Here is a 25,419-nt window from a genome sequence, read left to right as displayed (position 1 = left end):
GGAGGTTCAGGGCGCCAGCATGCGTTCCAGCACCCAGGAGCCGGCCGGGCCCAGCGGACGCTCGCGCGACCATACCGCGTCCACCGGCATGCGGCGCGGCCAGCCGCGTGCGTGCAGTTCGAGCAGGCGCCCGCGCGCAAAATGCTCGACCATGCGGCGCGGCAGCTCGGTCCAGCCGAAGCCGGCCAGCGCCATCTCCATCAGCATCAGGTAGCTCGGCGCCGACCACCAGCGCCGGCCCGCGACCAGCCCGGTCTCGAGCGGAGCGCCGCGCGGCGCCACATAGGTGTGCAGGCGCAGTTCGCGCGCCTCGTGCAGCGCGGCGAGCGGCACCTCGCCATCGCCATAGGCGGCGAAGGGATGCTGCAGGCCGACGTAGAGGCCGATCTCCGCCTGCTCGGCCACCGTCGCCGCGCCGATGTCGGGCGGGTAGCTGCTGCGTGCCGCCATCAGGCCGAGCTGGGCGCGGCCCTGCTGGATCAGGTCGATCACATCGTCGTGCTCGGCGTTCTGGCATTCGAGTTCGAGCGTGGGAAAGCGCCGCTCCAGCTCGGCCAGCGTTTCCTCGTAGCGGCTGGACTGGTAGGTGTCGGACACCACCAGCGTCAGCCGCGCTTCCTCGCCACCGGCCAGGCGGGCGGCGAGCTGGTCGATCGCTTCGCTGGCTTCCAGTACCCGCAGCACCTCCGGCAGCAGCGCGCGCGCCGCATCGGTGAGCCGGGGCTGGCGCGCGGTGCGGTCGAACAGTTGCACGCCCAGGTCGATCTCCAGGTTGGCGATGGCCTCGCTGATGGTCGACTGCCGCTTGCCGAGCTTGCGCGCGGCGGCGGAGAACGAACCCAGGGAGGCGGCCTCGGCGAAGGCGAGCAGGGCTTCAGGCGAATGGCGCATCGGGGGGATTGCTCTATATATCGGAAAAACCGATATTAACAAACTATGTTGAAACGGAAAATCCGATCAAAATGGCGACATCGCTGATTTCAAGGAGTTGCCTATGACGGCGCAAGTGACGTATCCACAGCAGTATCCGAAGCAATCTGAGCAATCTGAGCAATCGAAGCAATCGAAGTCTTCGAACCACGCGGCGCATGGGATGCAGCAGGCGCAGCCGAAGCATCGCGCGTCGCCGTCCCGGCCGCGGCCGGACACCCCCAAGACGCTGGCCGAACGCCTGGCGCACGCGCTGAGCTTCGAGCTGACGGCCATCGTCCTGTGCGCGCCGGTCGTGAGCTGGGTGCTGGGCCTGTCGCTGGTCCACGTCGGCGCGCTGACCGCGCTGGTGTCGCTGATCGCCATGGCCTGGAACGTGGCCTTCAACGCGGTGTTCGAGCGCATCGAACGGCGCTTCGGACTGGTGCGCAACGTGGTCGTGCGGATCGTCCATGCGATTGCCTTCGAACTGGGCCTGATCGCGCTGGTGCTGCCGCTGGCGTCCTGGTGGCTGGAGATCAGCCTGCTCGATGCCTTGTTGCTGGACCTCGGCATCCTGCTGTTCTTCCTGCCGTACACCTTCTTCTTCAACCTGGTGTACGACCGCCTGCGTGCCCGCCGCATCGAGCGGAAGGCGCGGAAGGCGCGGAAGGCATGGAAGGCAGGGGAAGCGCGGACCTGACCATGCCCGGGCCCCATGCCGCATCCCGGCCAGCGCGATCGTTCCGATCGCTCCGAGCCTTCCGATCGTTCCATTTCGACCCGAAGCCGGCCTTGCGCCGGCTTCGTCGTTTCCGGCGCAGGCGTTGCCGCGCCGGCTAGCGCATGCCGGTGGCGCCGGCCAGCGTATCCAGCGTCCAGCCCCGCCCCAGCAGGATCATGCGCGTGTGCAGGTCGTCCAGCACCGCCGGCGTGACGGCCGGCCCCAGGTAGCGCAGCGCCTTGTCGCGCAACTCGACGTAGCCGAGCGGGTAGTGCGCGGCCAGCCGCATCCACAGGGCATGCGCGGCGGCCGACTGGCGCGCGCCGGTGATCAGGCACAGGCCGCCGTCGAGGGCCCAGCGGTAGATCGCCGAGGCCAGGCCGCGCCGCTGGTAGTCCAGCGCGTATTTCGAGTGCGGCGCGCGCAGGTGGCGGTCGGCGCGGCGGTCCACCTCGACCAGCCGGTTGAACACCGTGTAGCCGGCCAGCCGCCCGCGCGCCACGTCCTCGACGTAGACGTAGTACTCGCCATCGGCCTCGCGGTAGCGCAGGCGCAGCCCGGGCACGCCGCAGGCCAGCGACGGCATGCCGTGCAGGGCGCCATCGGGCCGGCACAGGCGGTCGTGCACGGCGTCGATGTCGCGCTCGGTCTCCGCCGGGCCGTGGCTGACGTCGATGCGCAACTCGAGCGGGCGCGGCGGCGGCTGCATGGCGGCTTGCGCGCCGCGCGCGGGCGTGCGCCGGGCTGTCAGCAGCCGCTCGCCCCAGGGCGGCCAGGGCGGCCAGGACGGTGACGGCAAGGCGAAGGGCAGGGCACAGGCGGGCAGGGCGAGGCTCATGGCGCCTCCCAGTGGCCGCTGAGCAGGGCGGCGGGACGGGCGCTGGCGCGCACGCGCGCGCTGTGCGGCCAGTCTTCCAGCCGCACGCTGAGCCCGGCATGCACGCCGTAGCCGGCGCCGGGCAGGATCTCGCCCGTGGCCTCGATGCCCTCGCCCGCGCGGATGGCGCCGTGGGCGCGGATATCGCCGCCGGCCTTGATGCCCCAGCCGGCCTCCAGGTGCAGACCGGCTTCGATGTCCGCGCCGGATTCGATGCCGCAGGCGACGCGCACCAGGTCCTCCGCGTACAGGCTGCCGCCGGTGCGCAACCCCTTGCCGCAGTGCAGGGCGCCGCGCGCGTGCAGGTCCGCGCCGACCAGCAGGCCCGAGCCGGCGGAGAGCCTGTCGCCGCAGTGCAGGGCGCCGCGCACGCGCAGGATGCCCGCGCATTGCAGCGTGCCGGCGACGTCGGCGCTCCAGCCGGCGCGCACGTCGGCGCCAGCCTGCAGGATGCCGCCGCAATGGATGGCACCGTCGGTCTCGATGGCGTCTCCCGCCTGGATGGCCTCGCCGGCGCGCAGGCCGGCCCCGGCCCGGATGGCGCCGCCGGCGCGCAGGACCGTGTCGACATGCACGTCGCCGCGCACGATGAGCGAGCCGGCGAAGACCAGCGCCTGCGCGGCGATGGCATCGGCTTCGAGCACGGTGTCGGTCGGGCCGAATTGATCGAGCAGCCAGCAGGCGTCGCTCACGCGGTGCTGCCGCACCAGGGTGTCCAGCAGGTCTTGATAGTCGGTGCCGCCGTCGCGGTTGCGCAGGTACCAGCGATAGCCGTCGGCGCAGGGGCGCTTGGCCTTGACGAAGTTCTGGCTGATTTCCATGAATCTCGATGTGCATGCGCCGGCCCGCCTGCACGCGTGGCGGACCGGTGCCGGCCGCCGCGGAAGTCCGCGCGGCCGCCTGTGGGCATGGCGGCCGCCTCGGGGCAGCCGCCGCTCGGGTGCGGGTGGCAGGACGCGCCGCGCGCGGCCGATGGCCGGCACGGGCGGGCGGCCGCTGCGGCTTGGCGCCGCGGCCGGGCCCTGGTACCCGGAGGGAGCGGCCGTGCGGGGCGGCGTGCCGGCCTGGGCCGGTGCCGTCCCGCACGGCTCAGGAAAGCACGGCGAGGAGGAAATGCCGGCCGGCGCGGGCAGGCGTGCGGTGCCCGCGGCCCGCGGCGCGGCCGCCCGCGCAGGCGCGCACGCCCGGCAGCGGCTGCCGGGTCGGGGCGGTGCGGTACGGGTGGGCGCGCATGGCCGGTTTCTTGGTATCCGAGGAGGGGAGGTCAACCTGCCGGCGGCCGCGCGATGCGCGAGGCATGGCGTGGCGGGCGGCAGGGCGAATTACGCTGTATGCCATAGCCGGCGGCGCTTGTCCACCGAGAAGTGATGTGTTGGACGGTTTCTCAAGGGGGCGCGGCACCGGGCCGCGGAGGATGGGGCAGGGGATATCCTAGAATCGGAAAGGTCGGCATCGTGAGCGCGTCCCCCGACCGCGTACCCATGCCGGCGCCGGTGCCGCGCCTGTGCCGTCCTGATGCCACCCTCACGCGCCCGCTGGCGCGTCATGCATGCCGCCCAGGCGGCACGTGCCGACCGGCCCCGCAAGGAGACAAAGTCCATGGCTTCATCCATTGCCGGCAGTGCCGCGCCGCATGACGGGAAGACGACCCTCCTCGTGGCGACGCGCAAGGGCGCCTGGCTGTACCGCGCGGATGCCGCGCGGCAACAGTGGGTGCCCGACGGGCCGCACTTCCTGGGCCATATCGTGCATCACCTGGTGCTCGACCCGCGCGACCGCCGCACCCTGCTGGCCGCCGCCCGCACCGGCCATCTCGGACCCACCGTATTCCGTTCCACCGACGGCGGCCGCCACTGGCGCGAGGCCACGCGGCCACCGGCCTTTGCCCGGGCCGAAGCCGGGCAGGAGGCGCGCGTGGTCGACCATGTGTTCTGGCTGGCACCGGGCCACGCGGACGAGACGGGCACCTGGTATGCAGGCACCTCGCCCCAGGGCCTGTTCCGCAGCGAGGACGGCGGCGACACCTGGGCGCCGGTGTCCGGCTTCAACGACCATCCGATGCGGCCGGCCTGGACCGGGGGCGCGCAGGACGGCACGCCGGACGGGCCCAAGCTGCACTCCATCCTGGTCGATCCGCGCGATGCGCGGCATCTCTATATCGGCATGTCCAGCGGCGGCGTGTTCGAGAGCACGGATGGCGGCGCCGGCTGGGCGCCGCTGAACGCGGGCTGCGCGGCGGACTTCCTGCCGCCGCCCCCGCCCGAATTCGGCCACGATCCGCATCGCGTGCTGCTGCACCCGGCCGCGCCCGACATCCTGTACCAGCAGAACCACTGCGGCATCTACCGCATGGACCGGCGCGAGGGGATCTGGCGGCGCATCGGCGAGGCCATGCCGGCGGAGGTGGGCGACATCGGCCTGCCCATCGTGGCGCATCCGCGCGATGCCGACACGGTCTGGGTGTTTCCCATGGACGGTACCGACGTATGGCCGCGTGTCAGCCCGCAGGGCCGCCCGGCTGCCTACGTCACGCGCGATGCCGGCCGCAGCTGGCAGCGCCAGGACCGCGGCCTGCCGGCACAGCAGGCCTGGTTCACGGTGAAGCGGCAGGCCATGGCGACCGATGCCTGCGATCCGGTCGGCCTCTACGTCGGCACCACCGGGGGCGAGATCTGGGCCAGCGCCGACGAGGGCGGCAACTGGTCCTGCCTGGCGCAGCACCTGCCCGAGATCTACGCGCTGGAGACGGCGGTCTTCGCCTGAGGTGGCGGCATCGGCATCGGCAACGTCATCGTGGAGGCAGCATGAAGGTGATGATCTGTTCCGTCCTGCATTCCTACACCGGCGGGCAGCCGGTGGTGGAGGCGGCCGGCACGAGCGTGGCGGCGCTGCTGGACGACCTCGAGCGGCGCTATCCGGGCATGCGTTTCCGCATCGTCGACGAGCAGGGCGGGCTGCGCCCCTATATGCGCGTTTTCGTCAACCGCAGCCAGGCCATGCGGCTGGACGCGCCGCTCGGCGAGTCGGACGAAGTGCACATCCTGCAGGCACTGGCCGGCGGCTGAGCCGGCCCCGCTAAACCTTGGCGGGAATCTGCCGTTAGCCGCCCTGAGTCCACTGGATCACCGGAGCCGGCCGGCGCCTGCCGCGCCTGCGCGCTGCTTGCCGCAAGGCATGCGCTTCGCCCGTGCTGTCGCGCCGGTGGACCGCAGTGTCGAGGATGTGCCGAACAACACCAGGTAGCGGAGCCAAGCATGAGCAGCAGCAGCGCGATGAGAGAGGTCGACGAACGGACCAATCTGACCAACAATAACCAGTTCGAGTTATTGCTGTTCCGTCTCGGCGATTCGAACCACTCCGGCCAGTCCGAATGGTTCGGCATCAATGTGTTCAAGGTGCGGGAGATCCTGGTCATGCCCACCGTGACCACGGTGGTGGGCGCTGCGCCGGCGGTGCTCGGCATGGCCGATATCCGCGGCCAGGTGATCCCCGTGATCGACCTGCCCAAGCTGGTCGGCTGCACCCCGCGCAGCGGGCTGAACATCCTGCTGGTGACCGAGTATGCGCGTTCCACCCAGGGCTTCGCGGTGGAGGCGGTCGAGGAGATCGTGCGCCTCGAATGGAGCCAGGTGGTGTCGGCCGAGACCAGCGTCAAGGGCGACCTGGTGACCAGCATCGCCAAGCTCGACGCCGAGTCCGACAATCCGCGCCTGGTCCAGGTGCTGGACGTGGAGCAGATCCTGCGCGACGTGCTGCCGACGCGCCAGCCCGACGTCGATCCCGCCACCGTGGGGCCCAGGCTTTCGCTGCGTCCCGGTGCCCGCATCCTCGCCGCCGACGATTCCGCCTTCGCGCGCAGCCTGATCGAACAGGGCCTGCAGGCCATGGGCGTGCAGGTGGTGATGACCAAGACCGGCCAGGAAGCCTGGGACGTGCTGGGCGAGATCGCCGACCAGGCCGCCGGCAGCGGCAAGTCGGTGCAGGACGAGATCGCGCTGGTGCTGACCGATCTCGAGATGCCCGAGATGGATGGCTTCACGCTCACGCGCAAGATCAAGGGCGATGCCCGCCTGAAGTCGCTGCCGGTGGTGATCCACTCCTCGCTGTCGGGCGAGGCCAGCGAGGAACACGTGCGCAAGGTCGGGGCCGACGCCTACGTCTCCAAGTTCCTGGCCAAGGATCTCGCCGAGACCATCCGCGGCGTGCTGGCGCGCCACGCCTGAGGCCTCGCTGCCGGACGGGCTCGCGGGCGCGGCCCCGATCGCGCTTCCGCCCCGCCGCGCCTTCCCTCTCTTCTTCGCTGCCGCGCCCGGCGCGGCGCGCTTGCCCGCGGCTCTGCCACGCAGCCGCCGGGCGCGCCATCGCTGCGGCGATCGACCCTGCCGGGCGCGAGGCGCCCGACGCGCGCGTAGCTTGCCTGCCTGCGTCCTGTCGGCCAGTCCATCGGACCGGGACTGCGGACAGGGAGCGCGGATACGGACGATGCCCGCGCCGCGTGCCTGCCACCGTGTTCCCTTCCACTGGCCTGCGACCTGCCCGGCAGGGCTTGACTGCACGAAGCATTCCTGCCTTCCCCGCCTCAAGCATGTGTTTGCCTATTATTTGTGCAGTCCAGCTTTTTTGAGTACTGGCGCGGCTTTGCGGGAGGCAGGTGGCTTGGATATCCACCGTTCCTGTGGATACCTTGGATAAGTCCGTCAGCGTTCCCGCGCATGTGGCCGGCCGCCTTGCTCCTGGTTCGAAGCGCATCCTATTATCATGAAATGTGATGCGATACGAATGGAGCGTGCGCCATGACGGCATTGCGGGAAGCCTGGCGCGCCGGCCTGTTCCGGCGCGGGAACTGGTTGCCGAACATCGTCTCCGGGCTGATCGTCGGCGTCGTCGCGCTGCCGCTGGCGATGGCCTTCGCCATCGCTTCCGGCGCCAGGCCTGCGCAGGGCCTCTACACGGCCATCATCGCCGGCCTGCTGGTGTCGGCCTGCGGCGGCAGCCGCGTGCAGATCGCCGGCCCGACCGGCGCCTTCATCGTGATCCTGTCGGGCATCACGGCGCGCCACGGCATCGAGGGACTGCAGATCGCCACGCTGATGGCCGGCATCATGCTGCTGGCCATGGGGCTGGCCCGGCTGGGCGTGGTCATCAAGTACATCCCGGCGCCGGTGATCGTCGGCTTCACCACCGGCATCGCGGTCATCATCTGGGTGGGCCAGTGGCGCGACTTCTTCGGCCTGCCGGCGGTGCCGGGCGAGCATTTCCATGACAAGGTCTGGCACCTGCTGCAGGTCCTGCCGCAGTGGCATCCCGCCACCACCGGCATCGCACTGCTCAGCCTGGCCCTGGTGGTGGCCACGCCGCACATCGCCCCGCTGCGGCGCGTGCCCGGCCCCCTGGTGGCGCTGGTGGTGGCGACCGCCTTGCAGGCCGCGTTCGGCTTCGATGGCGTGGCTACCATCGGCAGCGCCTTCGGTGGTATCTCCCGTGGCCTGCCGGCCTTCGCGCTGCCGGAGGTCACGCCTGCGCGCGTGGTGGAGCTGATCGGGCCGGCCTTCACCATCGCCATGCTGGGGGCGATCGAATCGCTGCTGTCGGCGGTGGTGGCGGACGGCATGGCCGGTACGCGGCACGATTCCAACCAGGAACTGATCGGGCAGGGCATCGCCAATATCGTCGCGCCGCTGTTCGGCGGCTTCGCCGCCACCGGCGCCATCGCGCGCACCGCCACCAATATCCGCAATGGCGGCAACAGTCCGCTGGCCGGCATCACGCACGCGGTGGTGCTGATGCTGGTGCTCGTGCTGCTGGCACCGCTGGCGGCCAGCGTGCCGCTGGCCGCGCTCGCCGCCATCCTCTTCGTGGTGGCCTACAACATGAGCGAAGTGCGGCACTTCGCCGCCATGGTGGTGCGCGCGCCGCGCGCCGACGTCGCCATCCTGCTGATCACCTTCGTGCTGACCGTCTTCGCCGACCTCGTGGTGGCGGTCAATATCGGCGTGATCCTGGCGATGATGCAGTTCCTGCGGCGCATGGCCGCCTCGGTCGAGATCGCGCGGCAGGACCATGGCGCGCTCGGCAGGGAACTGGGCGCGGTGCCGGCGCTGCCGCCGGGCACGCTGGTATACGCCATCGAGGGCCCGTTCTTCTTCGGCGCGGTCGAGAACTTCGAGCGTGCCCTGGTGCAGACGCACACCGATCCGCGCTGCCTGGTGATCCGCCTGCGCCGCGTACCCTTCATGGACATCACCGGACTGCAGACGCTGATCGAGGTGGTCGGCAAGCTGCGGCGGCGCGGCGTGGCGGTGGTGCTGTGCGAAGCCAATGCGCGGGTGCGTGGCAAGCTGGCGCGCGCGGGGGTGATGTCCGCGCTGGGCGAGGGCAATTACGTGGACAGCCTGGAAGCGGCGCTGGAACGTTGCCGGGTGTTGCGCGCCGCAGCGGCCTGAGTGCCGCGCCGCGCCGCGGCACCCAGGCCGTGCACGGCGCCCGGCGGCGGACGTTCAGCCGGCGCGCTTGCGCCCGGTGGAGGCGGCGGGGGCGCGGGCCTTGGTGGCGTACTCGACGCCGTGGTGCTGCAGATAGTCGCGGATCAGCTGGCGCACGACCTGCGACGGTGTCAGGTCCTGGGACGCACACAGCGTCTCGAAGGCCTTTTTCTTGACCGGGTCGATCAGCACGGTCAGGCGGGCGGTCTTGGATTCCATGAGGGGCTCGGCGCGCTGTGATGTTAATCAAATTATCATTATATACACAAGGAACACGGGCGGCGGCTGGACTTCGGCGCGGGTCTGTGGCATAAGGGACCACACCCCGTTCGCCATGCTGCGCAGCGGTCATGGCCCGCGCCAAAGGCGCCGAGGCCAGGCCGGCGGGGCACATGATCGACCACCTGTCTCGACCACCTGTCGCGCCGGCGCATGCCGGCGGACCAGCGCCAAGACACGAAGGATATACACGGATCGCGCATGACGATGCCTGACGCCTCCTCCCGCCACGTTTCCCGCCGCCGGCACCTGCCGTGCGGGTGGGCGTGCGCGGTCGCGGCGTCGCATCGCGCGGCGACGGTCCGCCGCGCTGCCGTGGCCGTTCCGACCGTCCCCGGCGCCGGCATGGCACGTCCTGCCCATGCCGCGCGCCTTGCCTCCGTGGCCCGCCACGGCTCCCCGGCCGTGCTTCTCCCCGCCGTGCGGGGAGTCCGCGGGCCGGTTTCCCCGGCCTGATTCTCCCGCACGGCAGCCTGTCTGGAGGCGGCATCCTGCCGCCCTTTCCAACATGCAACCGGGAGAATCCGAGATGCCAGCCATCTATCACAAGACGCTCTACGCGATCGGCACGGTCGCGGCCCTCTATCTGCTGATCAACCTTTGAGCCATGCGGCCGGGACGGGGCCAGGCGGCGGCGCGCCCGCGTCCCGGCCGTGCATGCCAAGCGCTGCCGGCAAGGAGATTGCCATGTTCTACAAGCTGATGCTGATCCTGGTGCTGTTCATGGTGGCCATCGCGGCGCTGTCGCAGGCGTTCCAGCAGATGCCGGGCTGATCCGGCGCGGGCGGCCGCGGGCCGCCCGCCGTCGGCTTCAATCCGGCAGGGCCAGGTCGGCGATCACCGCGGCGAGAAAGCGCGCGGCTTCGCCGCCGGTGACGACCCGGTGGTCGAAGGTCAGGCTCAGCGGCAGCAGGCGATGGATGGCGACGGCCCCCGCGGCCGCGACCACGGCATCATGCATGCGGCCCGCGCCGAGGATGGCGACCGTGGGCGGCACCACGATGGGTGCGGCGTACTTGCCGCCGATCATGCCGAAGTTCGACAGCGTGATCGTGTTTCCACGCATTTCTTCCGGCGCGATGGTGCGCGCGCGGATGTCGGCGCGCATGCGTTCCAGCCCCTGGCGCAGGTCGGCGGCATCGCGTCGTCCCGCGTCGCGCAGCACCGGCACGAAGAGGCCCTCGGGCAGGTCGGCGGCGATGCCGACATCGATCTTCTGCAGCACGTGGCGGCGCCCGCTGCCGCCTTCGTACCAGGCATTGAGGCCGGGTTCGGCACGGCAGCCCGCCACCAGCGCGCGCACCAGGCGCATGGTCGCGTCGGTGCCCGGCGGCCACGCCTGGATGTCGGCGTCGTCCATCACCGTGGCGGCGGCCACCTCGCTCTGCGCGCGCGCCATGTTCTGCGCCATGGCGCGGCGCACCCCGCGCAGCACTTCGGCCGGGCCGGTCTCGGCCAGGGCCTTGGCCACGCGCTCGACGTCGGCGGCCGTGATGACTCCCTCCGCGCCCGAAGGCGTGACCATGGCCAGGTCGACCGACAGCTTGCGCGCCAGCGCCCGCACCGCCGGCGCGGCCCGCACCGCGCCGGCGCCGCCGCCGGCCAGCGGCGCCGGGGCTTCCGCCACCACCTGGCTGCCGACCGCGACGGTGCCGACCACGGTGCCGGCATCGTCCTCGCCTGCGCCTTCGAAGCCTGCCAGCGGCGCGCCCAGGTGGACGATGTCGCCCGGCGCGGCGTACTGCCTGGCCAGGCGCCCGGCGAAGGGCGAGGGGATCTCGACGATGGCCTTGGCGGTTTCCACCGACAACAGCGGCTGGTCGGCCGCGACTGTCTCGCCTTCGGCGACGTGCCAGGCGACGATTTCCGCTTCCTGCAGGCCTTCGCCGAGATCGGGCAGCTTGAAGATACGCATCGCATTGCTCCTTGCGGTCATCGCCTGCGCGGCGCGGCGCGGGCGCGAACCATCGTTTGCCGGCCCGCGGCGGGGTCGATCACGCCGCCATCGCGCGGCGCGCCGCATCGACGATGCGGGCCACGCTCGGCATGTAGAGCGCCTCCTGCCGCGCCAGCGGCACCACGGTGTCGTAGCCGGTCACGCGCAGCACCGGCGCGGCCAGCGAGTAGAGGCCGGCATCGGCCAGGCCGGCGGCGATCTCCGCGCCGAAGCCGGCCGTGCGCGGCGCCTCGTGCACGATCACGCAGCGGCCGGTGCGTGCCACCGACGCCAGGATGGTGTCGAGATCGAGCGGCTTGAGCGTGGCCACATCGATGACCGCGGCCGAGATGCCTTCCTGTTCGAGCTGGCCGGCCGCGGCCAGCGTCTCCTGCAGCATCGCGCCCCAGCTCACCAGTGTCAGGTCGCTGCCGTCGCGCAGGGTGAAGCAGGCATCCAGCGGCAGCGCCTGGCCATCGTCGGCGATCTCCTGGCGGAACAGGCGGTACAGGCGGGTCGGCTCGAGGAAGATCACCGGGTCGGGGTCGCGGATGGCGGCCAGCAGCAGGCCGTAGGCGCGTGCCGGCGAGGAGGGGATCACCACGCGGATGCCCGGCATGTGGGCGAACATGGCCTCGGGACTTTCGGAATGGTGCTCGGGCGCGTGGATGCCGGCGCCGAACGGGGAGCGCAGCACCATCGGACAGCTCAGGCGCCCGCGGCTGCGATGGCGCAGGCGGCCCGCGTGGTTGATGATGTGGTCGATCGCCGGATAGATGAAGCCGGTGAACTGGATCTCCGCCACCGGCTTCAGCCCCATGGCCGCCATGCCGACCGCGGCGCCGGCGATGCCGGATTCCGCCAGCGGGGTGTCGATCACGCGCTGCGCGCCGAAGCGGGCCTGCAGGCCCACGGTGGCGCGGAACACGCCGCCGTTGACCCCGATGTCCTCACCCAGCAGCACGACGCTCGGGTCGCGTGCCAGTTCGTGGGCCAGGGCCTGGTTGACGGCTTCTACCAGATGGATCTCGGCCATGGTGTGCTTGCCTCGCTAAGGTTGGCGCCGTTTCCGCTTGCTGGCGTCGTTTGCCCGGTGCCTTGCATGCCGTGCGCTCATCGGCGGTACGGGAAGTCCGGCGTCCGCCTCAAGGCGGCGTGTCCGTGCCCGCGAAACGCTGCGCCATGGCGAGCTGGCCGGCCAGCGCCGCCGGCAGCGTGGCGTAGAGATGCTCGAACATGGCCGCCGGCGCGGGCATGGGCGTGGCCAGGTAGGCTTCGACCGCCTGCGCCACCTGCTGCGCGCAGTCCTTGATGAGCGCTTCTTCACGCGCCGCATCCCACGCGCCGAGGCTGGCCAGATAGTTGCGCAGGCGCAGCACCGGTTCCTGTGCCCAGTGCGCTTTCACGCTGGCTTCGTCGCGGTAGCGGCTGGCGTCGTCGGCGGTGGTGTGGTCGCCCAGCCGGTAGGTGATGGCCTCGATCAGCGAGGGGCCATCGCCCGCGCGCGCGCGTTCCAGCGCTTGCGCGGCGGCCTGGCGCACGGCGACGATGTCGTTGCCGTCGACCTGGCGGCCGGGCACGCCGGCGGCGATGGCCTTCTGCGCCAGCGTCTGCGCCGCCGTCTGCGCCGCGCGCGGCATCGAGATGGCCCATTGATTGTTGCTGACCACCAGCACCATCGGCACGCGCCAGGCGCCGGCCAGGTTCATGCCCTCGTAGAAATCGCCCTTGGAGGTGCCGCCGTCGCCGAGCAGGCAGACCGCGGCGCGCGCCTCGCCGCGCAGGCGGAAGGCGTAGGCCGCGCCTGCGGCGTGGCACACCTGGGTGGCGATCGGCACGTTGTTGGGAAAGTCGTGGGGCGCCGCGGCGAAATGGCTGCCGCGCTCGTCGCCGCCCCAGTACAGCAGGCTCTCCGTCATGGTGACGCCGCGCACGAATTGCGCGGCATGGTCGCGGTAGGAGGGCACCAGCACGTCCTCGGGCCGCATCGCGCTGGCCACGCCGACCCCGATCGCTTCCTGGCCGATGGCCGAGGCGAAGGTGCCGATCTTGCCGGTACGCTGCAGGGCGATGGCCTTCAGGTCGAACTGCCGCGCCAGCACCATCGCGCGGTAGAGCGGCAGCAGCGCCGCGGGGTCGCGCGCGAAGGCGGGAAGATCCTGCTTGGGTTCACCGCGTGCATCGAGGTACTGCGTGTAGCCGATCTCAAAGCTTGCCACCGTGCCCATGCCGAGCCCCCTGTCGCATTGCCGCTTGCGCACCGCAGCACCAGCCACGCCGCCACGGCGGAGCGGTGCGATGCTGTTTCGAGTGTAGGGCAAGCGTGGAAAAGCGTCGTGGTGCGCGCGCGGCCAATGTACGGCAGGGCGCCATGCCATCGGTGCGCCTGGGCGAAGCGGAGACCGTGCGCGTGCGGACGCGGCGGCGTGACAGCGATGGCGGGTGGGTTTGCCGGATACCGGCGAGGAGGGGGATGCAGAAGGGGGGGGGGTGGTGCCCATGGGCAGGATCGAACTGCCGACCTCTCCCTTACCAAGGGAGTGCTCTACCACTGAGCCACATGGGCATCTGCCGTGAAGGCAATGCAAAAAAACTCTGGAGCGGGAGACGAGTCTCGAACTCGCGACCTCAACCTTGGCAAGGTTGCGCTCTACCAACTGAGCTACTCCCGCTTGGAGTGGCTCCCCGACCTGGGCTCGAACCAGGGACCTACGGATTAACAGTCCGGCGCTCTACCGACTGAGCTATCGGGGATTTGTTCCGCTGTCTCAGCGTTTGCTGCTGCAGCGGAGGCCGGATTGTACAACAGGTTTTTCGCGCGTGGGAAGCCCCCTGATCGAACTTCTTGAAAATCGCGATTGAGGCGCTTGTCGCGCAGCGGCGCACATGATGTGCGTGATGGATGCGCGCGCAGGAACCATGTCACCAGCGTGCGCGATGGATGTGCGCTGTATGTGCCGAGGTGTGCGGCGGCCGGTGCGCCGATGGTGGCGATGGTGGCGATGGCTGCCATCGCCGCATCGCCTGGCGCCGTTCCGTGAAGGCGATGCGCAGCGCGAGCGCGCCCGGCACGGTGCCCATCACGTAGCGCTGCACCAGCAGACAGCGCTCGCTGCGCGAGCGGCGGGTCGTGATGCCGGCGGCGTCGAGCACCAGCATCAGGTTGACGCTGCCGCTGACGCTGATCTGCACGGCGCCGCGCTGCAGGGTCTGCAGCAGGAGCGAGCCCTTTGCCGGATGCGGGCCGCCGCGCGCCCGGCGCGGTGTCACGGCCAACGCCACTACTGCGACTACTGCGACTACTGCCACTACTTGCTGTGGTCGCGACTGTCGCCGCCGATGGCGTCGACGATGATCATGGTGCGGTCGAGCATGCCGCGATCGTCGAAGTAGGCGCTGAAATGCGCCGGCTGGTAGCCGCTGACGTACATGCGGTAGGACCAGGCCTCGCGCTTCATCAGCGGGTAGTACTGGATCGGCTCGCGCGGCATGCCGAAGCGCTCGGCCACATCATGCTTGGTCCACAGGCCCGGGCGCGCCTGGTAGATCTCCTGTTCCGTCAGCATCTGGCGGAAGCCGGCCAGCCTGCCGGCAGCGTCGAAGTCGGCCGCATAGACCTCGTAGCCGAGCGGCTGCTTGGAGTAGATCCAGCGCGTCTTGCCGTCGGCCAGCTGGTAGGTCTCGGTCGGCGCGCCGAAGGTGTCGCGCACGGAACTTTGCGGGCTGCCGATCATCTTCTCGGCGGTCTGCACGGGTTGCAGCGTGGCGCAGGCGCTCACAGCGGCGGTGGCCAGGGCCGCGGCGATCCAGGGCGCAAAACGAAAGGGCATGACGATCCTCCAGCATCGGCCGGATCCGGCGCACGGTCCGGCCGTGCGTTCAGCATAGTCCACCTGCGGGACGGCGCGGCTGCTCCGACAAGTGTGCGCGTTCCCACCAGCCATAACGCGCTCGGAGGGCGCTTTATTCCGCACGGGCAGGTCGGCGGGGCGCATCAGGTGGAAGTCGGCGCCGGAATCGCCAGCGCCCGGCGGATGGAGGCGGGCAGCAGCGCGAGCGAGGAGGCGGCGGCGCCCGCCTGCAGCGAGCGGCGCAGGAAGGGGCGCAGGAAGCGGCGGCGTTGATCGTCGTGTGTCATGGCGGTGGGCGTGGTCGGGCGGCCGTTGGCCTCGCGTGGCGCGCCGCTGGCGAGGTGGGCCGATGATAAGCGACAGGCGCTTGTCCCGCCCGCGGCGGGCTGCGGTATGTCCCGCCCGCGGCAGGCTGCGGTAGGATCGCGGCTCCGACCGTTGTTCTGCTGTCCTCACCGCGAGACCGCCATGTCCTTCCCCGCCGAGACTCCCGTTCCTCCCTATTACGCCGTGATCTTCACCAGCACCCGCACGCCGGGCGACGAGGGCTACGGCGCCATGGCCGACCACATGGAGCAGCTGGCCGCGACCATGCCGGGCTTCCTCGGCGTGGAGTCGGTGCGCGATGCCGGCAGCGCCGGCGCGCCCGGCATCACGGTGGCCTACTGGGCCTCGCTGGAGGCCATCGCGGGCTGGAAGGCCCACGGCGAGCACCAGCTGGCGCAGCGGCTGGGGCGCGAGCGCTGGTACGAGGACTACCGCGTGCGGGTGTGCAAGGTCGAGCGCGAATACGGTTTCTCGCGTGCCGCAGACGCGGGCGCTCCTGCCGGCGAGGCCGTCCGGGCTCGCTGAGGCGCGGCGCCGGCCTGGTGCCGTGCCCCAACCTTTGCGCGCCTTGCCGGGCCGCGGCTGCTTCATGTTGCGGTGCGGCATCGAAAGGCTTCGCGCGAGGATGTATGCAGTTGCGTGCGGATGGGCACGCGTTAGGTCCTGCTGGTGCCAGGAAGGCCCGTTTCCGGCGCCCGGGTCCAAGGCCTGCGCAGAGGCCCAGTTGATGCACCATTTCTGTGCATTCGTATTGCGACTGCAATGAATGCAGTAGTTTTCAGGCATTTGAAAGCAAAATCAGGCAAAATCCCGGATTTACTTGTCCGACTGCGATCCAGCCGGCGGGGCTTTTCCCTTAGATCCAGACCTTGAGGTAAGCAATGAGTGACCAGCAACCGACCATCATTTACACGCTGACCGACGAAGCACCCTTGCTGGCGACCAGTGCCTTCCTGCCGATCATCCGCACCTTCACGGCACCGGCCGGCATCAACGTCGCCACCAGCGACATCTCGCTGGCCGGCCGTATCCTGGGCGAGTTCCCCGAACTCCTGACCGAAGAGCAGCGCGTCCCCGACAACCTGGCCGAACTCGGCCGCATGACCCTGCTGCCGGACACCAACATCATCAAGCTGCCGAACATCAGCGCATCGGTGGCCCAGCTGAAGGCCGCGGTCAAGGAACTGCAGGGCAAGGGCTACCAGCTGCCGGACGTGCCGGACGAGCCCAAGAACGACGAAGAGAAGGCACTCAAGGCGCGCTACTCGAAGTGCCTGGGCTCGGCGGTGAACCCGGTCCTGCGCGAAGGCAACTCCGACCGCCGCGCGCCGGCGGCGGTGAAGAACTACGCCAAGAAGCATCCGCATTCGATGGGCGAGTGGAAGCAATGGTCGCGCACCCATGTCTCGCACATGGAGCACGGTGACTTCTACCATGGCGAGAAGTCGCTGACGCTGGACCGCGCGCGCGATGTCAAGATGGAGCTGGTCACCAAGAGCGGCAAGGCCATCGTGCTCAAGCCGAAGGTCGCCTTGCTGAACGGCGAGATCATCGACTCGATGTTCATGAGCAAGAAGGCGCTGTGCGAGTTCTACGAGCAGCAGCTCGAGGACTGCCGCCAGGCCGGCATCCTGTTCTCGCTGCACGTCAAGGCGACCATGATGAAGGTCTCGCACCCGATCGTGTTCGGCCACTGCGTCAAGATCTACTACAAGGAAGCCTTCGAGAAGCACGGCAAGCTGTTCGACGAGCTGGGCATCAACGTCAACAACGGCATGGTCGATCTCTACGAGAAGATCAAGACCCTGCCGGAGTCCAAGCACGAAGAGATCATCCGCGACCTGCACGCCTGCCAGGAGCACCGCCCGGCGCTGGCCATGGTCGATTCGGCCAAGGGCATCACCAACTTCCACTCGCCCAACGACGTGATCGTGGATGCCTCCATGCCCGCGATGATCCGCCAGGGCGGCAAGATGTGGGGCGCCGACGGCAAGCCCTATGACTGCAAGGCCGTGATGCCCGAGTCGACCTTCGCCCGCATCTACCAGGAGATGATCAGCTTCTGCAAGTGGCACGGCAACTTCGACCCGCGCACGATGGGCACGGTGCCGAACGTCGGCCTGATGGCGCAGAAGGCCGAGGAGTACGGTTCGCACGACAAGACCTTCGAGATCCCCGAAGACGGCGTCGCCAACATCACCGACCTGGCCACCGGCGAAGTGCTGCTGTCGCAGAACGTCGAGGCGGGTGACATCTGGCGCATGTGCCAGGTCAAGGACGCGCCGATCCGCGACTGGGTCAAGCTGGCCGTCACGCGCGCGCGCAACTCGGGCATGCCGGCGGTGTTCTGGCTCGACTCGTACCGTCCGCATGAGAACGAGCTGATCAAGAAGGTCGAAGCCTACCTGAAGGACCACGACACCAGCGGCCTGGATATCCAGATCATGTCGCAGGTGCGCGCGATGCGCTACACGCTGGAACGCGTGGCACGCGGCCTGGACACCATCTCGGTGACCGGCAACATCCTGCGCGACTACCTGACCGACCTGTTCCCGATCATGGAACTGGGCACCAGCGCCAAGATGCTGTCGATCGTGCCGCTGATGGCCGGTGGCGGCATGTACGAAACCGGCGCCGGCGGTTCGGCGCCCAAGCACGTGCAGCAGCTGGTCGAGGAGAACCACCTGCGCTGGGATTCGCTGGGCGAGTTCCTGGCCCTGGCGGTGTCGCTGGAAGAGCTGGGCATCAAGAACGACAACGCCCGCGCCAAGATCCTGGCCAAGACCCTGGACGAAGCCACCGGCAAGCTGCTGGACCTCAACAAGTCGCCGTCGCGCCGCACCGGTGAGCTGGACAACCGTGGCAGCCAGTTCTACCTGGCCATGTACTGGGCCCAGGCACTGGCCGCGCAGACCGAGGACGCCGAGCTGGCGGCCAAGTTCGCCGAGCTGGCCAAGACGCTGACCGCCAACGAGAAGACCATCGTCGGCGAGCTGTCCGACGTGCAGGGCAAGCCGGCGGACATCGGCGGCTACTACATGCCCGATGCCGCCAAGCTGGAAGGCGTGATGCGCCCCAGCAAGACACTGAACAACGCGCTGGCGGCCGTTTCGGCCTGAGGCAGCGTGCCGGCGGCCCGTCCCCCAAGCCGGGGCGGGCCGTCCACGTGACGCGTTTCGAGCGGAACGCCGCAGCCCGATGGGCTGCGGCGTTTTTTTCGGGCGGCGCTGGACCTCGTTCGGCCGGCCTTGCCGGCCCCGGCCGGACCGCGGCGGCGGCCTGCCGTCAGGCAGGATGGCGGCCGTCGGTGGCATCGGCGGCAGGCTGCTGCCGGCGCCGGTACGCGCCCAGCCCCAGCACGACGCTGGCCAGCGCGCAGGCGGCAAACAGCCAGCCGCTCCAGATGGCGCCGTCCATGCCGGCGGCGGCGATCATCCGGCCTCCTGCCGCCGCGCCCAGCACCACGCCCAGGTTGGCGGCCGAGATGAACAGGCTGGTGGCGAACTCCGGCGCCTCGGGCGCGGCCGCGGCCATCCAGGTCTGGCTGACCACCAGTCCGCTGGTATGCGCGGCGCCCCACAGCAGGCATAGCGGCACCATGATGGCGGCGTGCGGCGAGCCGAAGCCGTGCAGCGCCGCATAGGCGAGCGCCAGCAGGACGGGGTGCAGCAGCACGGTAAGGTTGCGGCGGCGCTCCAGCCAGCGGCCGGCCACCAGGTTGCCGAGCACGCCGCCGGCGCCGAACACCAGCAGCAGCATGCCGATGGCCTCGCCGCCCAGCCCGGTCGCGCGGGCCAGGTATTCCGCCGCATAGCTGTACACGGAGAACATGGCGGCGAACAGGCTCACCGTGGTCGCGCTGGCGAGCCACAGGCCGGGCTTGCGCAGGATGCGCAGCGGCGCCGGTGCGCGCGCCGCCGGTGCCGCCTGGGGAGACGGCGAGGATGGCGAGGACGGCGACGGCGGAGCGGGCGCGGCGGACGGCAGGGCGCGCCAGATGCCGGCGGCGGCCACCAGGTTCACCACGGCGCAGCACAGGAACGAGGCTTCGTAGGAAAAGCGCGCGGCCACCCAGGTGGTCAGCGGCACGCCGAGCACCAGGCCCATGCTGGTGCCGACGAAGGCCATCGCGGTGGCATGCGCCGCGCGTGCCGGCGGGTAGAGCGAGATGGCGGCGGCGAAGGCGACGGCGAAGAAGACCGGGTGCAGCAGTGCGGCCGGCACGCGCAGCGCCATCAGGCTGCCCAGGTCCGGCGCCCAGGCCGATAGCGCGCTGCACAGGCTGAAGGCCAGCAGCGCGCCGGCCAGCACGCGGCGCCGGTCGAAGCGCGACAGCCACAGCACCATGGCCGGCCCCAGCACCGCGACCAGCGCGGCAAAGACGCCTACCAGCGCGCCTGCCTGCGCCACCGTGACGCCATAACGCGCCATGATCGCCGGCAGGATACCGACCACGCCGAACTCGACGGTATAGAGGCCGAACAGGCCGAGGGCGATGAAGAAGAGCGGGCGCCCGGGTGCCGGTGGCGTGTTCAGGTGCGAACTCATGCCCGTACCTCCGCGGTGGCATCGACGGCATCGCGCAGGTCCGTGGCGAAGCGTCCCGACCTGCCCTCGTACAGGGCGCTGGTCAAGGCCGCCACGCTCAGGCCGCGCGCGCGGTCGACGAACCACGGATGGCCATCGGCGCCGCCCCAGCGCCAGCTGCCCGCTGCGCCGATGCGCGCGGACAGGTCGCGGCCCGCCGCCGCGATGGGGGCGGAGGCGGGCCGGGAGGGCGGGGCGGTGGCAATGGAGAGAGAGTCGGGGCGGTGCGGCATCGGCGTTTCCTTGTGTCGGTTCACGATGCCGCCACGATAGAAAGCCGGTGACTAAAGAAAAAGTCGGGTAGAGTTCCTGGCTCTGCGGACAAAAGTGTCCGCAATCGGTGTCAATCAACTGGCGTGATCAATGTCGATCGATGCTGCAGGCGGCCGTCCGGTGCGGCCTCGCAGCCGGCAAGGCGGGAGCATGGACGAGCGCAGCGACAACCTCAAGGACAGCCTGGGCGGCTTCGCGGTCTTCGTGCAGGTGGCCGAGGCGCGCAGCTTCGTGGTGGCGGGCAGGCAGCTGGGCGTGTCGGCCTCGGCGGTGGGCAAGAGCGTGGCGCGCCTGGAGGAGAAGCTGGGGGTGCGGCTGTTCCATCGCAGCACGCGCAGCATCACGCTGACGGCCGAAGGCGCGCTCTTCCTGGGGCGCTGCCGCCGCATCCTGGCGGAGATCGAGGCGGCCGAGCTGGAACTGTCGCATGCCACCGCCGCGCCGCGCGGGCGCCTGCGCGTGAGCCTGCCGCTGGTCAGTTCGCTGATGCTGCCGGTACTGGCCGGCTTCATGCGGGAGTACCCCGAAGTCCAGCTCGACCTGGACTTCACCGACCGCATGGTGGATGTGATCGAGGAGGGTTTCGATGCCGTGGTGCGCACCGGCGAGCCGGCCGATTCGCGGCTGGCGGCGCGCACCCTGGGCAGCTTCCGGCAACTGCTGGTGGCCTCGCCCGCCTACCTGCGCGAGCACGGCGAACCCAGGCACCCGCAGGACCTGCTGCGGCACCGCTGCCTGCAATACCGCTTTCCCAATTCCGGCAAGCTGGAGATCTGGCCGTGGCGGCCGGGTGTGCCCGCGCACGAGCTGCAGCTGCCCGCCACCATGATCTGCAACAACATCGAGACGCGGCTGTGCTTCGCGCTCCAGGGCCTGGGCATCGCCTCCCTGCCGGAGTTCGCCATGCGCGAGCCGCTCGCCGACGGCCGCCTGCGCACCGTGCTGGACGAATATGTGGCCGGCAGCGGCACCTTCCGCGTGCTGTGGCCGGCCAGCCGCCAGCCGGCGCCCAAGCTGCGCGCCTTCATCGACTTCCTGAGCGCGCATGTGTTTCCCGCGGCGCCGCCGCCAGCGCCGGCCACGCCGCGGCGGCGGGCCGGGGGCAGGGCGCGGGCGCGCCTCAGGCCAGGTGCGGGATCGCCACCTCGGGATTGACGTCGGCCTCGTAGTCCACGCCGGCCATGGCGAAGCCGAACAGGCGCAGGAACTCGGTCTTGTAGCCGGCGAAATCGGTCAGCGTATACAGGTTGTCGTCGCGCACCGCGTTCCACAGTTGCTGCACCTGCGCCTGCACGTCGGCGGCCAGCTCCTTGTCATCGGCGCGCAGGCGGCCCTCCTCGTCCAGCAGCGGCTGGCTGCCGTACAGGCTGTCCTTGAGCAGGCGGTAGACCTGCTCGATGCAGCCTTCGTGCGTGCCCTTTTCCTTCATCACCTTGAACAGCAGCGACAGGTAGAGCGGCATCATGGGGATGGCCGAGCTGGCCTGCGTGACCACCGCCTTGAGCACTGCCACGCGCGCGTCGCCGCCGCGCGGGGCTAGGCGGGCGCGGATGCCGAGCACCTTCTGGTCGAGGTCCTTCTTGGCCGCGCCGATGGAGCCGTTCCAGTAGATGTCGTGGGTGATCTGCTCGCCCAGGTAGGTGAAGGCCGTGGTCTTGGCGCCGTCGGCCAGCACGCCGGCCTCGTCGAGCGCGTCGATCCACATCTGCCAGTCCTCGCCACCCATGACCGCCACGGTGTCGTCGATTTCCTGCTGGGTGGCCGGCTCCAGCACGGTCTCCTTGACCACCTCCTTGTCGGTGTCGATGCCGCGCAGGGTGACGGACTTGCCCACCGGCTTGAGGGTGGAGCTGTAGACGGTGCCGGTCTTCGGATGGGTGCGGCGCGGCGACGCCAGGCTGTAGACCACCAGGTCGACCTGGCCGAGATCGCGGCGGATCAGCTCGATGGTCTGCTGCTTGATCTCGTCGGAGAAGGCGTCACCGTTGATGCTCTTGGCATAGCGGCCCTCGGCGGTGGCGAACTTGTCGAAGGCGGCGGTGTTGTACCAGCCGGCCGTGCCGGGCTTGCCCGCGCTGCCGGCGCGCTCGAAGAACACGCCGAGCGTGTCGGCGCCGCAGCCGAAGGCCGCCGTGATGCGCGCGGCCAGGCCGTAGCCGGTCGATGCGCCGATCACCAGGACCTTCTTCGGGCCGCCGGCGATGGGGCCGCTCGCCTTGACGTAGGCGATCTGTTCCTGCACGTTGGCCTCGCAGCCGACGGGGTGGGTGCTCACGCAGATGAAGCCGCGTACGCGGGGTTTGATGATCATGGAAGCCTCGCTAGTCGCTTGTTGGGTGCTGCGCCAGCGGCATGCCGGCGAAAAAACCCGTGCATTGTAAAGGAGGCCGGCCATGGCGCCGTTGCCGGGGCCAGGCGAGGCCGCGCGCAGCCCCGGCTCGCCCGTGGCGCGCATGTCGCTTCGATACAAGCCGGCGGCGGCCGCACCCGCTACCGTATCGCCATGACCGCGCCTGGTCCGCCGGGCCGGATTCCCCGCATTCCTCTCACGCATAGCCATGGCCGATCCTGCTGCTTCTTCCTCCGCCTCTCCCTCCGCTTCTCCTGCCGCTTCCCCTGCCGCTTCCCCTGCCGCTTCCCCTGCCGCTTCCCCTGCTGCTTCCTCGCCCTTTTCCCTCGAACGCGATGGCTTCGTGCTGACCCGCCTCGACGGCGTGCTCGCCGCAGCGCAGCGCAACAGCTTGTGGTACCTGTCCTTCGGGCTGGCCTGCTGCGCGGTCGAGATGATGCATGCCGCCAGCGCCCGCTATGATATGGACCGCTTCGGCATGATTCCGCGTGCCTCGCCGCGCCACTGCGACCTGATGATCGTGGCGGGCACACTGACCAACAAGATGGCGCCGGCCATGCGCAAGGTCTATGACCAGATGGCCGAGCCGCGCTATGTGCTTTCGATGGGATCCTGCGCCAATGGTGGCGGCTACTATCACTACAGCTATTCGGTGGTGCGCGGATGCGACCGCATCGTCCCGGTCGACGTCTACGTGCCGGGCTGCCCGCCGACGGCGGAGGCCTTGCTCTATGGACTGCTGCAACTGCAACGCAAGGTGGGCCGGCGGGCGGCTGGCGGCGCGCCCGCGGCGCTGGCGCGCCGCTGAGTGCCGGGACGGGCGGCATGGCTGAGGCCGATCGCCTGCTGGCACCCCGGTCCGCGCTGCGCGGCCTGGTGAGCGGCATCTTCACGGAGGCCGGGCGCCACGGCCCGATGCTGTTCCCGGCCACGCCGAGCCCGTCGCTGACCGTCTTCCTCTGCGGCGCCTCGATCCACGAGGACGGCCGGGCCTTCGCGCACAGCTTGCTGGCCGGCCCGCAGGGGCGGGCGCGCTGGGCGAGCATGCTGCCGGGCACCGCCTTCGTCACCGCCCTGTTCCGTCCGGGGGCGCTGCCGCGCGTGCTGGTGCCGGGCGGCCTGCCAGAGATGGACGAGGCGGGCGAACTGGCCGCCTTCCTGCCGCAGGCCGAAGCGGATGCGCTGGTGCAGGCGGTGCGGCGGCACGGCACCATGGCCGGCGCGGTGGCGGCGCTGGAGGATTGGCTGCTGGCGCGCACGGCACGCCCGCCACGCCGGCGCGGCGGCGACCTGTGGCTGCCGCCCGCGGCCATCGCCATGCCGATCGCCGCGGTGGCGGCCGGCACGGGCCGCAGCCCGCGCCAGGCGGAACGCCTGTTCCGCCAGACCTTCGGCGCCTCCCAGCGGGAACTGCGTGCCTTGCTGCGTTATGGCCGCATGCTCGGGGGTCTGCTCGCCGGCACGGCGACGCACGGCCTGGGTGCGGCGGCGCTGGATTGCGGGTACTACGACCAGGCACAGATGGCGCGCGACATGCGCCGCTTCGCCGGGCTCTCGGCGCGCGAGGTGGCGGCCGCCGCGCGCGGCGGCGGCGGGCCGGCGTTGTCGATGTTCCGCTACGGCGAAGGGGAGCGCCGCCTGCTGCTGGGCTGAGCGCGCCGCGGCGCGGCCTGGCCGGGCCGGACGGCGGTCGCTGCCTCGAAGAAGGCCAGCAGCGCGCGCACGCGCGCGGTGCGGCCACGCCGGCCCGGCACCAGCAGCATCACCGGGGCGCTGTCGAACTGCCAGCCGGGCAGCACGCGCACCAGGGTGCCGGCCGCGATCGCTTCGCTCACATCCCATTCCGATCGCAGCACCAGTCCCAGTCCGGCCTCCGCCCAGGCGCGCGCGACCGCGCCGTCGTTGGTGGTGTAGGCGGGCGCGATGCGTAACGCCTGGCGTGGTGCGGCGCGCGTGCGCCTGGCCGCGGCCGCCGCCTTCCCATCCGGTGGCGCCAGCCGGTAGTGCCAGAGCGTGTTGTCCTCGTCGTTCTCGCGGATGCAGATGCAGGCGTGCGCCAGCAGGTCGCGCGGCTCGGCCGGCGTGCCGTGCGCGCGCAGGTAGGCCGGGCTCGCGCACAGCCAGCGTTCGTTCGCTGCCAGCGTGCGCGCGATCCAGGAGGAATCGCGCACCTTGCCGACGTGGATCACCGCGTCGGAGTCGTGGCGGTCCGGCCAGGGCGTCTCGCGCAGGTCGAGCTGCAGGCGCAGGCCCGGATGCTGGCGCGCGAACTGCGCCAGCAGCGGCGCCACATGCCGCCGCCCGTAGCCGAACGGCGCGGCGATGCGCAGCGTGCCGGTCAGGCGCTGGTCTTCGCGCTGGAACGATTCCGGCAGCGCCTCGAGCTGCGCCAGCAGCGCGGCGCCTTGCTCGGCGAAGCGCTCGCCTTCCGGCGTGAGGCTCAGGCGGCGCGCGGTCCGGGTCGCCAGCGTCAGCCCCAGGGTGGCCTCCAGCTTGCGCAGCCGGATCGACAACGCCGGCGGCGTCACATTGAGCGCGCGCGCCGCGGCGCTGAGCGATGGCGCTTGCGCCAGGGCCTCGACCAGGCGCAGGTCCTCGATCTGGATCATTAAGCTGGGTTTAACGATTGATGTTCCTGCATTTAACCACGCAACGGCGGGAGCTTCCTACACTGTGGTCCGTCCGCGGCGCACCGCCAGCGCGGCGCTGCGAGGTCGAGTGGCGGCGCGCCCGGGCATTGCGGCGGGCCCTGCCGGGACGACCGCAGCCACAAGCAAGACCACAGCCATCACCATAGCCATCACCACAGCCCCAGGAGCACGAC

24 protein-coding genes, 3 tRNA genes and 1 pseudogene are annotated in these 25,419 nt (G+C 70.5%); 10 read left to right on the top strand and 18 right to left on the bottom strand.

The window, feature by feature from the left end; all coding sequences use genetic code 11:
• Positions 1–6 precede the first annotated feature (6 nt).
• Complete coding sequence (locus BKK81_RS31830) at positions 7–891, bottom strand: LysR family transcriptional regulator (protein ID WP_071021324.1); 885 nt, start codon at positions 889–891, stop codon at positions 7–9.
• A 202-nt stretch (positions 892–1,093) separates the two neighbouring features.
• Here BKK81_RS31830 and BKK81_RS31825 point away from each other — a divergent pair, with 202 nt between their 5' ends.
• Positions 1,094–1,612 (top strand): multidrug/biocide efflux PACE transporter, encoded by a 519-nt coding sequence (locus BKK81_RS31825; protein ID WP_071021323.1) that lies wholly within the window; start codon positions 1,094–1,096, stop codon positions 1,610–1,612.
• Positions 1,613–1,748: 136 nt separating this feature from the next.
• Here the strand turns inward: BKK81_RS31825 and BKK81_RS31820 are convergent, their stop codons facing one another.
• The 3 genes from BKK81_RS31820 to BKK81_RS35820 form a co-directional block, all read right to left on the bottom strand.
• Positions 1,749–2,342 carry an N-acetyltransferase gene (locus BKK81_RS31820; RefSeq protein WP_071022797.1) on the bottom strand — a complete coding sequence of 198 codons (594 nt, stop codon included), beginning with the start codon at positions 2,340–2,342 and terminating at the stop codon, positions 1,749–1,751.
• Positions 2,343–2,467: 125 nt separating this feature from the next.
• Positions 2,468–3,331 carry a hypothetical protein gene (locus tag BKK81_RS31815; RefSeq protein ID WP_071021320.1) on the bottom strand — a complete coding sequence of 288 codons (864 nt, stop codon included), beginning with the start codon at positions 3,329–3,331 and terminating at the stop codon, positions 2,468–2,470.
• 268 nt (positions 3,332–3,599) lie between these two features.
• Positions 3,600–3,743, bottom strand: a complete 144-nt coding sequence (locus BKK81_RS35820; RefSeq protein ID WP_156811515.1) for a hypothetical protein — start codon at positions 3,741–3,743, stop codon at positions 3,600–3,602.
• Between the two features lie 366 nt (positions 3,744–4,109).
• Here BKK81_RS35820 and BKK81_RS31810 point away from each other — a divergent pair, with 366 nt between their 5' ends.
• From BKK81_RS31810 to BKK81_RS31795, 4 genes are all read left to right on the top strand, one after another.
• Positions 4,110–5,273 carry a glycosyl hydrolase gene (locus tag BKK81_RS31810; protein ID WP_071021318.1) on the top strand — a complete coding sequence of 388 codons (1,164 nt, stop codon included), beginning with the start codon at positions 4,110–4,112 and terminating at the stop codon, positions 5,271–5,273.
• A gap of 41 nt (positions 5,274–5,314) precedes the next feature.
• Positions 5,315–5,575 (top strand): MoaD/ThiS family protein, encoded by a 261-nt coding sequence (locus BKK81_RS31805; protein WP_071021315.1) that lies wholly within the window; start codon positions 5,315–5,317, stop codon positions 5,573–5,575.
• A gap of 189 nt (positions 5,576–5,764) precedes the next feature.
• Positions 5,765–6,733, top strand: coding sequence for a chemotaxis protein (locus tag BKK81_RS31800; RefSeq protein ID WP_071021312.1), 969 nt, complete (start codon positions 5,765–5,767; stop codon positions 6,731–6,733).
• 570 nt (positions 6,734–7,303) lie between these two features.
• On the top strand, positions 7,304–8,953 hold the full coding sequence (locus tag BKK81_RS31795) for a SulP family inorganic anion transporter (RefSeq protein ID WP_071021310.1): 1,650 nt from the start codon (positions 7,304–7,306) through the stop codon (positions 8,951–8,953).
• A gap of 54 nt (positions 8,954–9,007) precedes the next feature.
• Here the strand turns inward: BKK81_RS31795 and BKK81_RS31790 are convergent, their stop codons facing one another.
• The 10 genes from BKK81_RS31790 to BKK81_RS35815 form a co-directional block, all read right to left on the bottom strand.
• Positions 9,008–9,211 carry a CopG family transcriptional regulator gene (locus BKK81_RS31790; RefSeq protein ID WP_071021308.1) on the bottom strand — a complete coding sequence of 68 codons (204 nt, stop codon included), beginning with the start codon at positions 9,209–9,211 and terminating at the stop codon, positions 9,008–9,010.
• A gap of 871 nt (positions 9,212–10,082) precedes the next feature.
• Positions 10,083–11,186 (bottom strand): dihydrolipoamide acetyltransferase family protein, encoded by a 1,104-nt coding sequence (locus BKK81_RS31785; protein ID WP_071021305.1) that lies wholly within the window; start codon positions 11,184–11,186, stop codon positions 10,083–10,085.
• Positions 11,187–11,265: 79 nt separating this feature from the next.
• A complete protein-coding gene (locus BKK81_RS31780; RefSeq protein ID WP_071021303.1) occupies positions 11,266–12,243 on the bottom strand; it encodes an alpha-ketoacid dehydrogenase subunit beta in 978 nt (325 codons plus the stop codon).
• Positions 12,244–12,352: 109 nt separating this feature from the next.
• Positions 12,353–13,435 carry a pyruvate dehydrogenase (acetyl-transferring) E1 component subunit alpha gene (gene pdhA, locus BKK81_RS31775; protein WP_071021300.1) on the bottom strand — a complete coding sequence of 361 codons (1,083 nt, stop codon included), beginning with the start codon at positions 13,433–13,435 and terminating at the stop codon, positions 12,353–12,355.
• 263 nt (positions 13,436–13,698) lie between these two features.
• Positions 13,699–13,773: transfer RNA gene (locus BKK81_RS31770), tRNA-Thr, on the bottom strand.
• A 30-nt stretch (positions 13,774–13,803) separates the two neighbouring features.
• A tRNA-Gly gene (locus BKK81_RS31765) sits at positions 13,804–13,879 on the bottom strand.
• Positions 13,880–13,885: 6 nt separating this feature from the next.
• Positions 13,886–13,961, bottom strand: a tRNA-Asn gene (locus BKK81_RS31760).
• Positions 13,962–14,129: 168 nt separating this feature from the next.
• Positions 14,130–14,477 (bottom strand): hypothetical protein, encoded by a 348-nt coding sequence (locus BKK81_RS31755; RefSeq protein ID WP_156811514.1) that lies wholly within the window; start codon positions 14,475–14,477, stop codon positions 14,130–14,132.
• A 38-nt stretch (positions 14,478–14,515) separates the two neighbouring features.
• Positions 14,516–15,037: a hypothetical protein gene (locus tag BKK81_RS31750; RefSeq protein WP_071021295.1), complete on the bottom strand. Its 522-nt coding sequence runs from the start codon at positions 15,035–15,037 to the stop codon at positions 14,516–14,518.
• 164 nt (positions 15,038–15,201) lie between these two features.
• Positions 15,202–15,345, bottom strand: coding sequence for a hypothetical protein (locus tag BKK81_RS35815; protein ID WP_156811513.1), 144 nt, complete (start codon positions 15,343–15,345; stop codon positions 15,202–15,204).
• Between the two features lie 181 nt (positions 15,346–15,526).
• Here BKK81_RS35815 and BKK81_RS31745 point away from each other — a divergent pair, with 181 nt between their 5' ends.
• Together BKK81_RS31745 and BKK81_RS31740 are read left to right on the top strand one after the other, a co-directional pair.
• Complete coding sequence (locus tag BKK81_RS31745; protein ID WP_071021292.1) at positions 15,527–15,910, top strand: antibiotic biosynthesis monooxygenase family protein; 384 nt, start codon at positions 15,527–15,529, stop codon at positions 15,908–15,910.
• Positions 15,911–16,266: 356 nt separating this feature from the next.
• Positions 16,267–18,504, top strand: coding sequence for an NADP-dependent isocitrate dehydrogenase (locus BKK81_RS31740; protein ID WP_071021290.1), 2,238 nt, complete (start codon positions 16,267–16,269; stop codon positions 18,502–18,504).
• A gap of 166 nt (positions 18,505–18,670) precedes the next feature.
• Here the strand turns inward: BKK81_RS31740 and BKK81_RS31735 are convergent, their stop codons facing one another.
• The gene (locus tag BKK81_RS31735) at positions 18,671–19,933 is read right to left on the bottom strand and encodes an MFS transporter (protein ID WP_071021287.1); all 1,263 of its coding nucleotides are present in this window, start codon (positions 19,931–19,933) and stop codon (positions 18,671–18,673) included.
• Positions 19,930–20,100, bottom strand: a pseudogene (locus tag BKK81_RS35810) (serine hydrolase); the annotation flags it as partial. The pseudogene BKK81_RS35810 and the gene BKK81_RS31735, both read right to left, overlap by 4 nt.
• 295 nt (positions 20,101–20,395) lie before the next feature.
• Between BKK81_RS35810 and BKK81_RS31725 the strand changes: the two are divergent.
• Positions 20,396–21,400, top strand: coding sequence for a LysR family transcriptional regulator (locus tag BKK81_RS31725; protein WP_083384652.1), 1,005 nt, complete (start codon positions 20,396–20,398; stop codon positions 21,398–21,400).
• Here BKK81_RS31725 and fabV read toward each other — a convergent pair.
• The gene (fabV, locus tag BKK81_RS31720; protein ID WP_071022796.1) at positions 21,366–22,556 is read right to left on the bottom strand and encodes an enoyl-ACP reductase FabV; all 1,191 of its coding nucleotides are present in this window, start codon (positions 22,554–22,556) and stop codon (positions 21,366–21,368) included. The genes BKK81_RS31725 and fabV overlap by 35 nt on opposite strands.
• 382 nt (positions 22,557–22,938) lie before the next feature.
• Between fabV and BKK81_RS31715 the strand changes: the two genes are divergently transcribed.
• A complete protein-coding gene (locus BKK81_RS31715) occupies positions 22,939–23,403 on the top strand; it encodes a NuoB/complex I 20 kDa subunit family protein (RefSeq protein ID WP_071021283.1) in 465 nt (154 codons plus the stop codon).
• Positions 23,404–23,420: 17 nt separating this feature from the next.
• A complete protein-coding gene (locus BKK81_RS31710) occupies positions 23,421–24,248 on the top strand; it encodes a helix-turn-helix domain-containing protein (protein WP_071021279.1) in 828 nt (275 codons plus the stop codon).
• On the opposite strand, the gene BKK81_RS31705 is transcribed toward BKK81_RS31710, so the two are convergent.
• Positions 24,212–25,204 (bottom strand): LysR family transcriptional regulator, encoded by a 993-nt coding sequence (locus tag BKK81_RS31705; protein ID WP_071021277.1) that lies wholly within the window; start codon positions 25,202–25,204, stop codon positions 24,212–24,214. The two genes, BKK81_RS31710 and BKK81_RS31705, sit on opposite strands and share 37 nt — an antisense overlap.
• Between the last annotated feature and the right edge of the window lie 215 nt (positions 25,205–25,419).

Source organism: Cupriavidus sp. USMAHM13 (assembly GCF_001854285.1).
GTDB classification, from domain to species: domain Bacteria; phylum Pseudomonadota; class Gammaproteobacteria; order Burkholderiales; family Burkholderiaceae; genus Cupriavidus; species Cupriavidus malaysiensis.
Note: the sequence above shows the minus strand (reverse complement) of the source record. Positions and strands in the feature narration are given on the sequence as shown.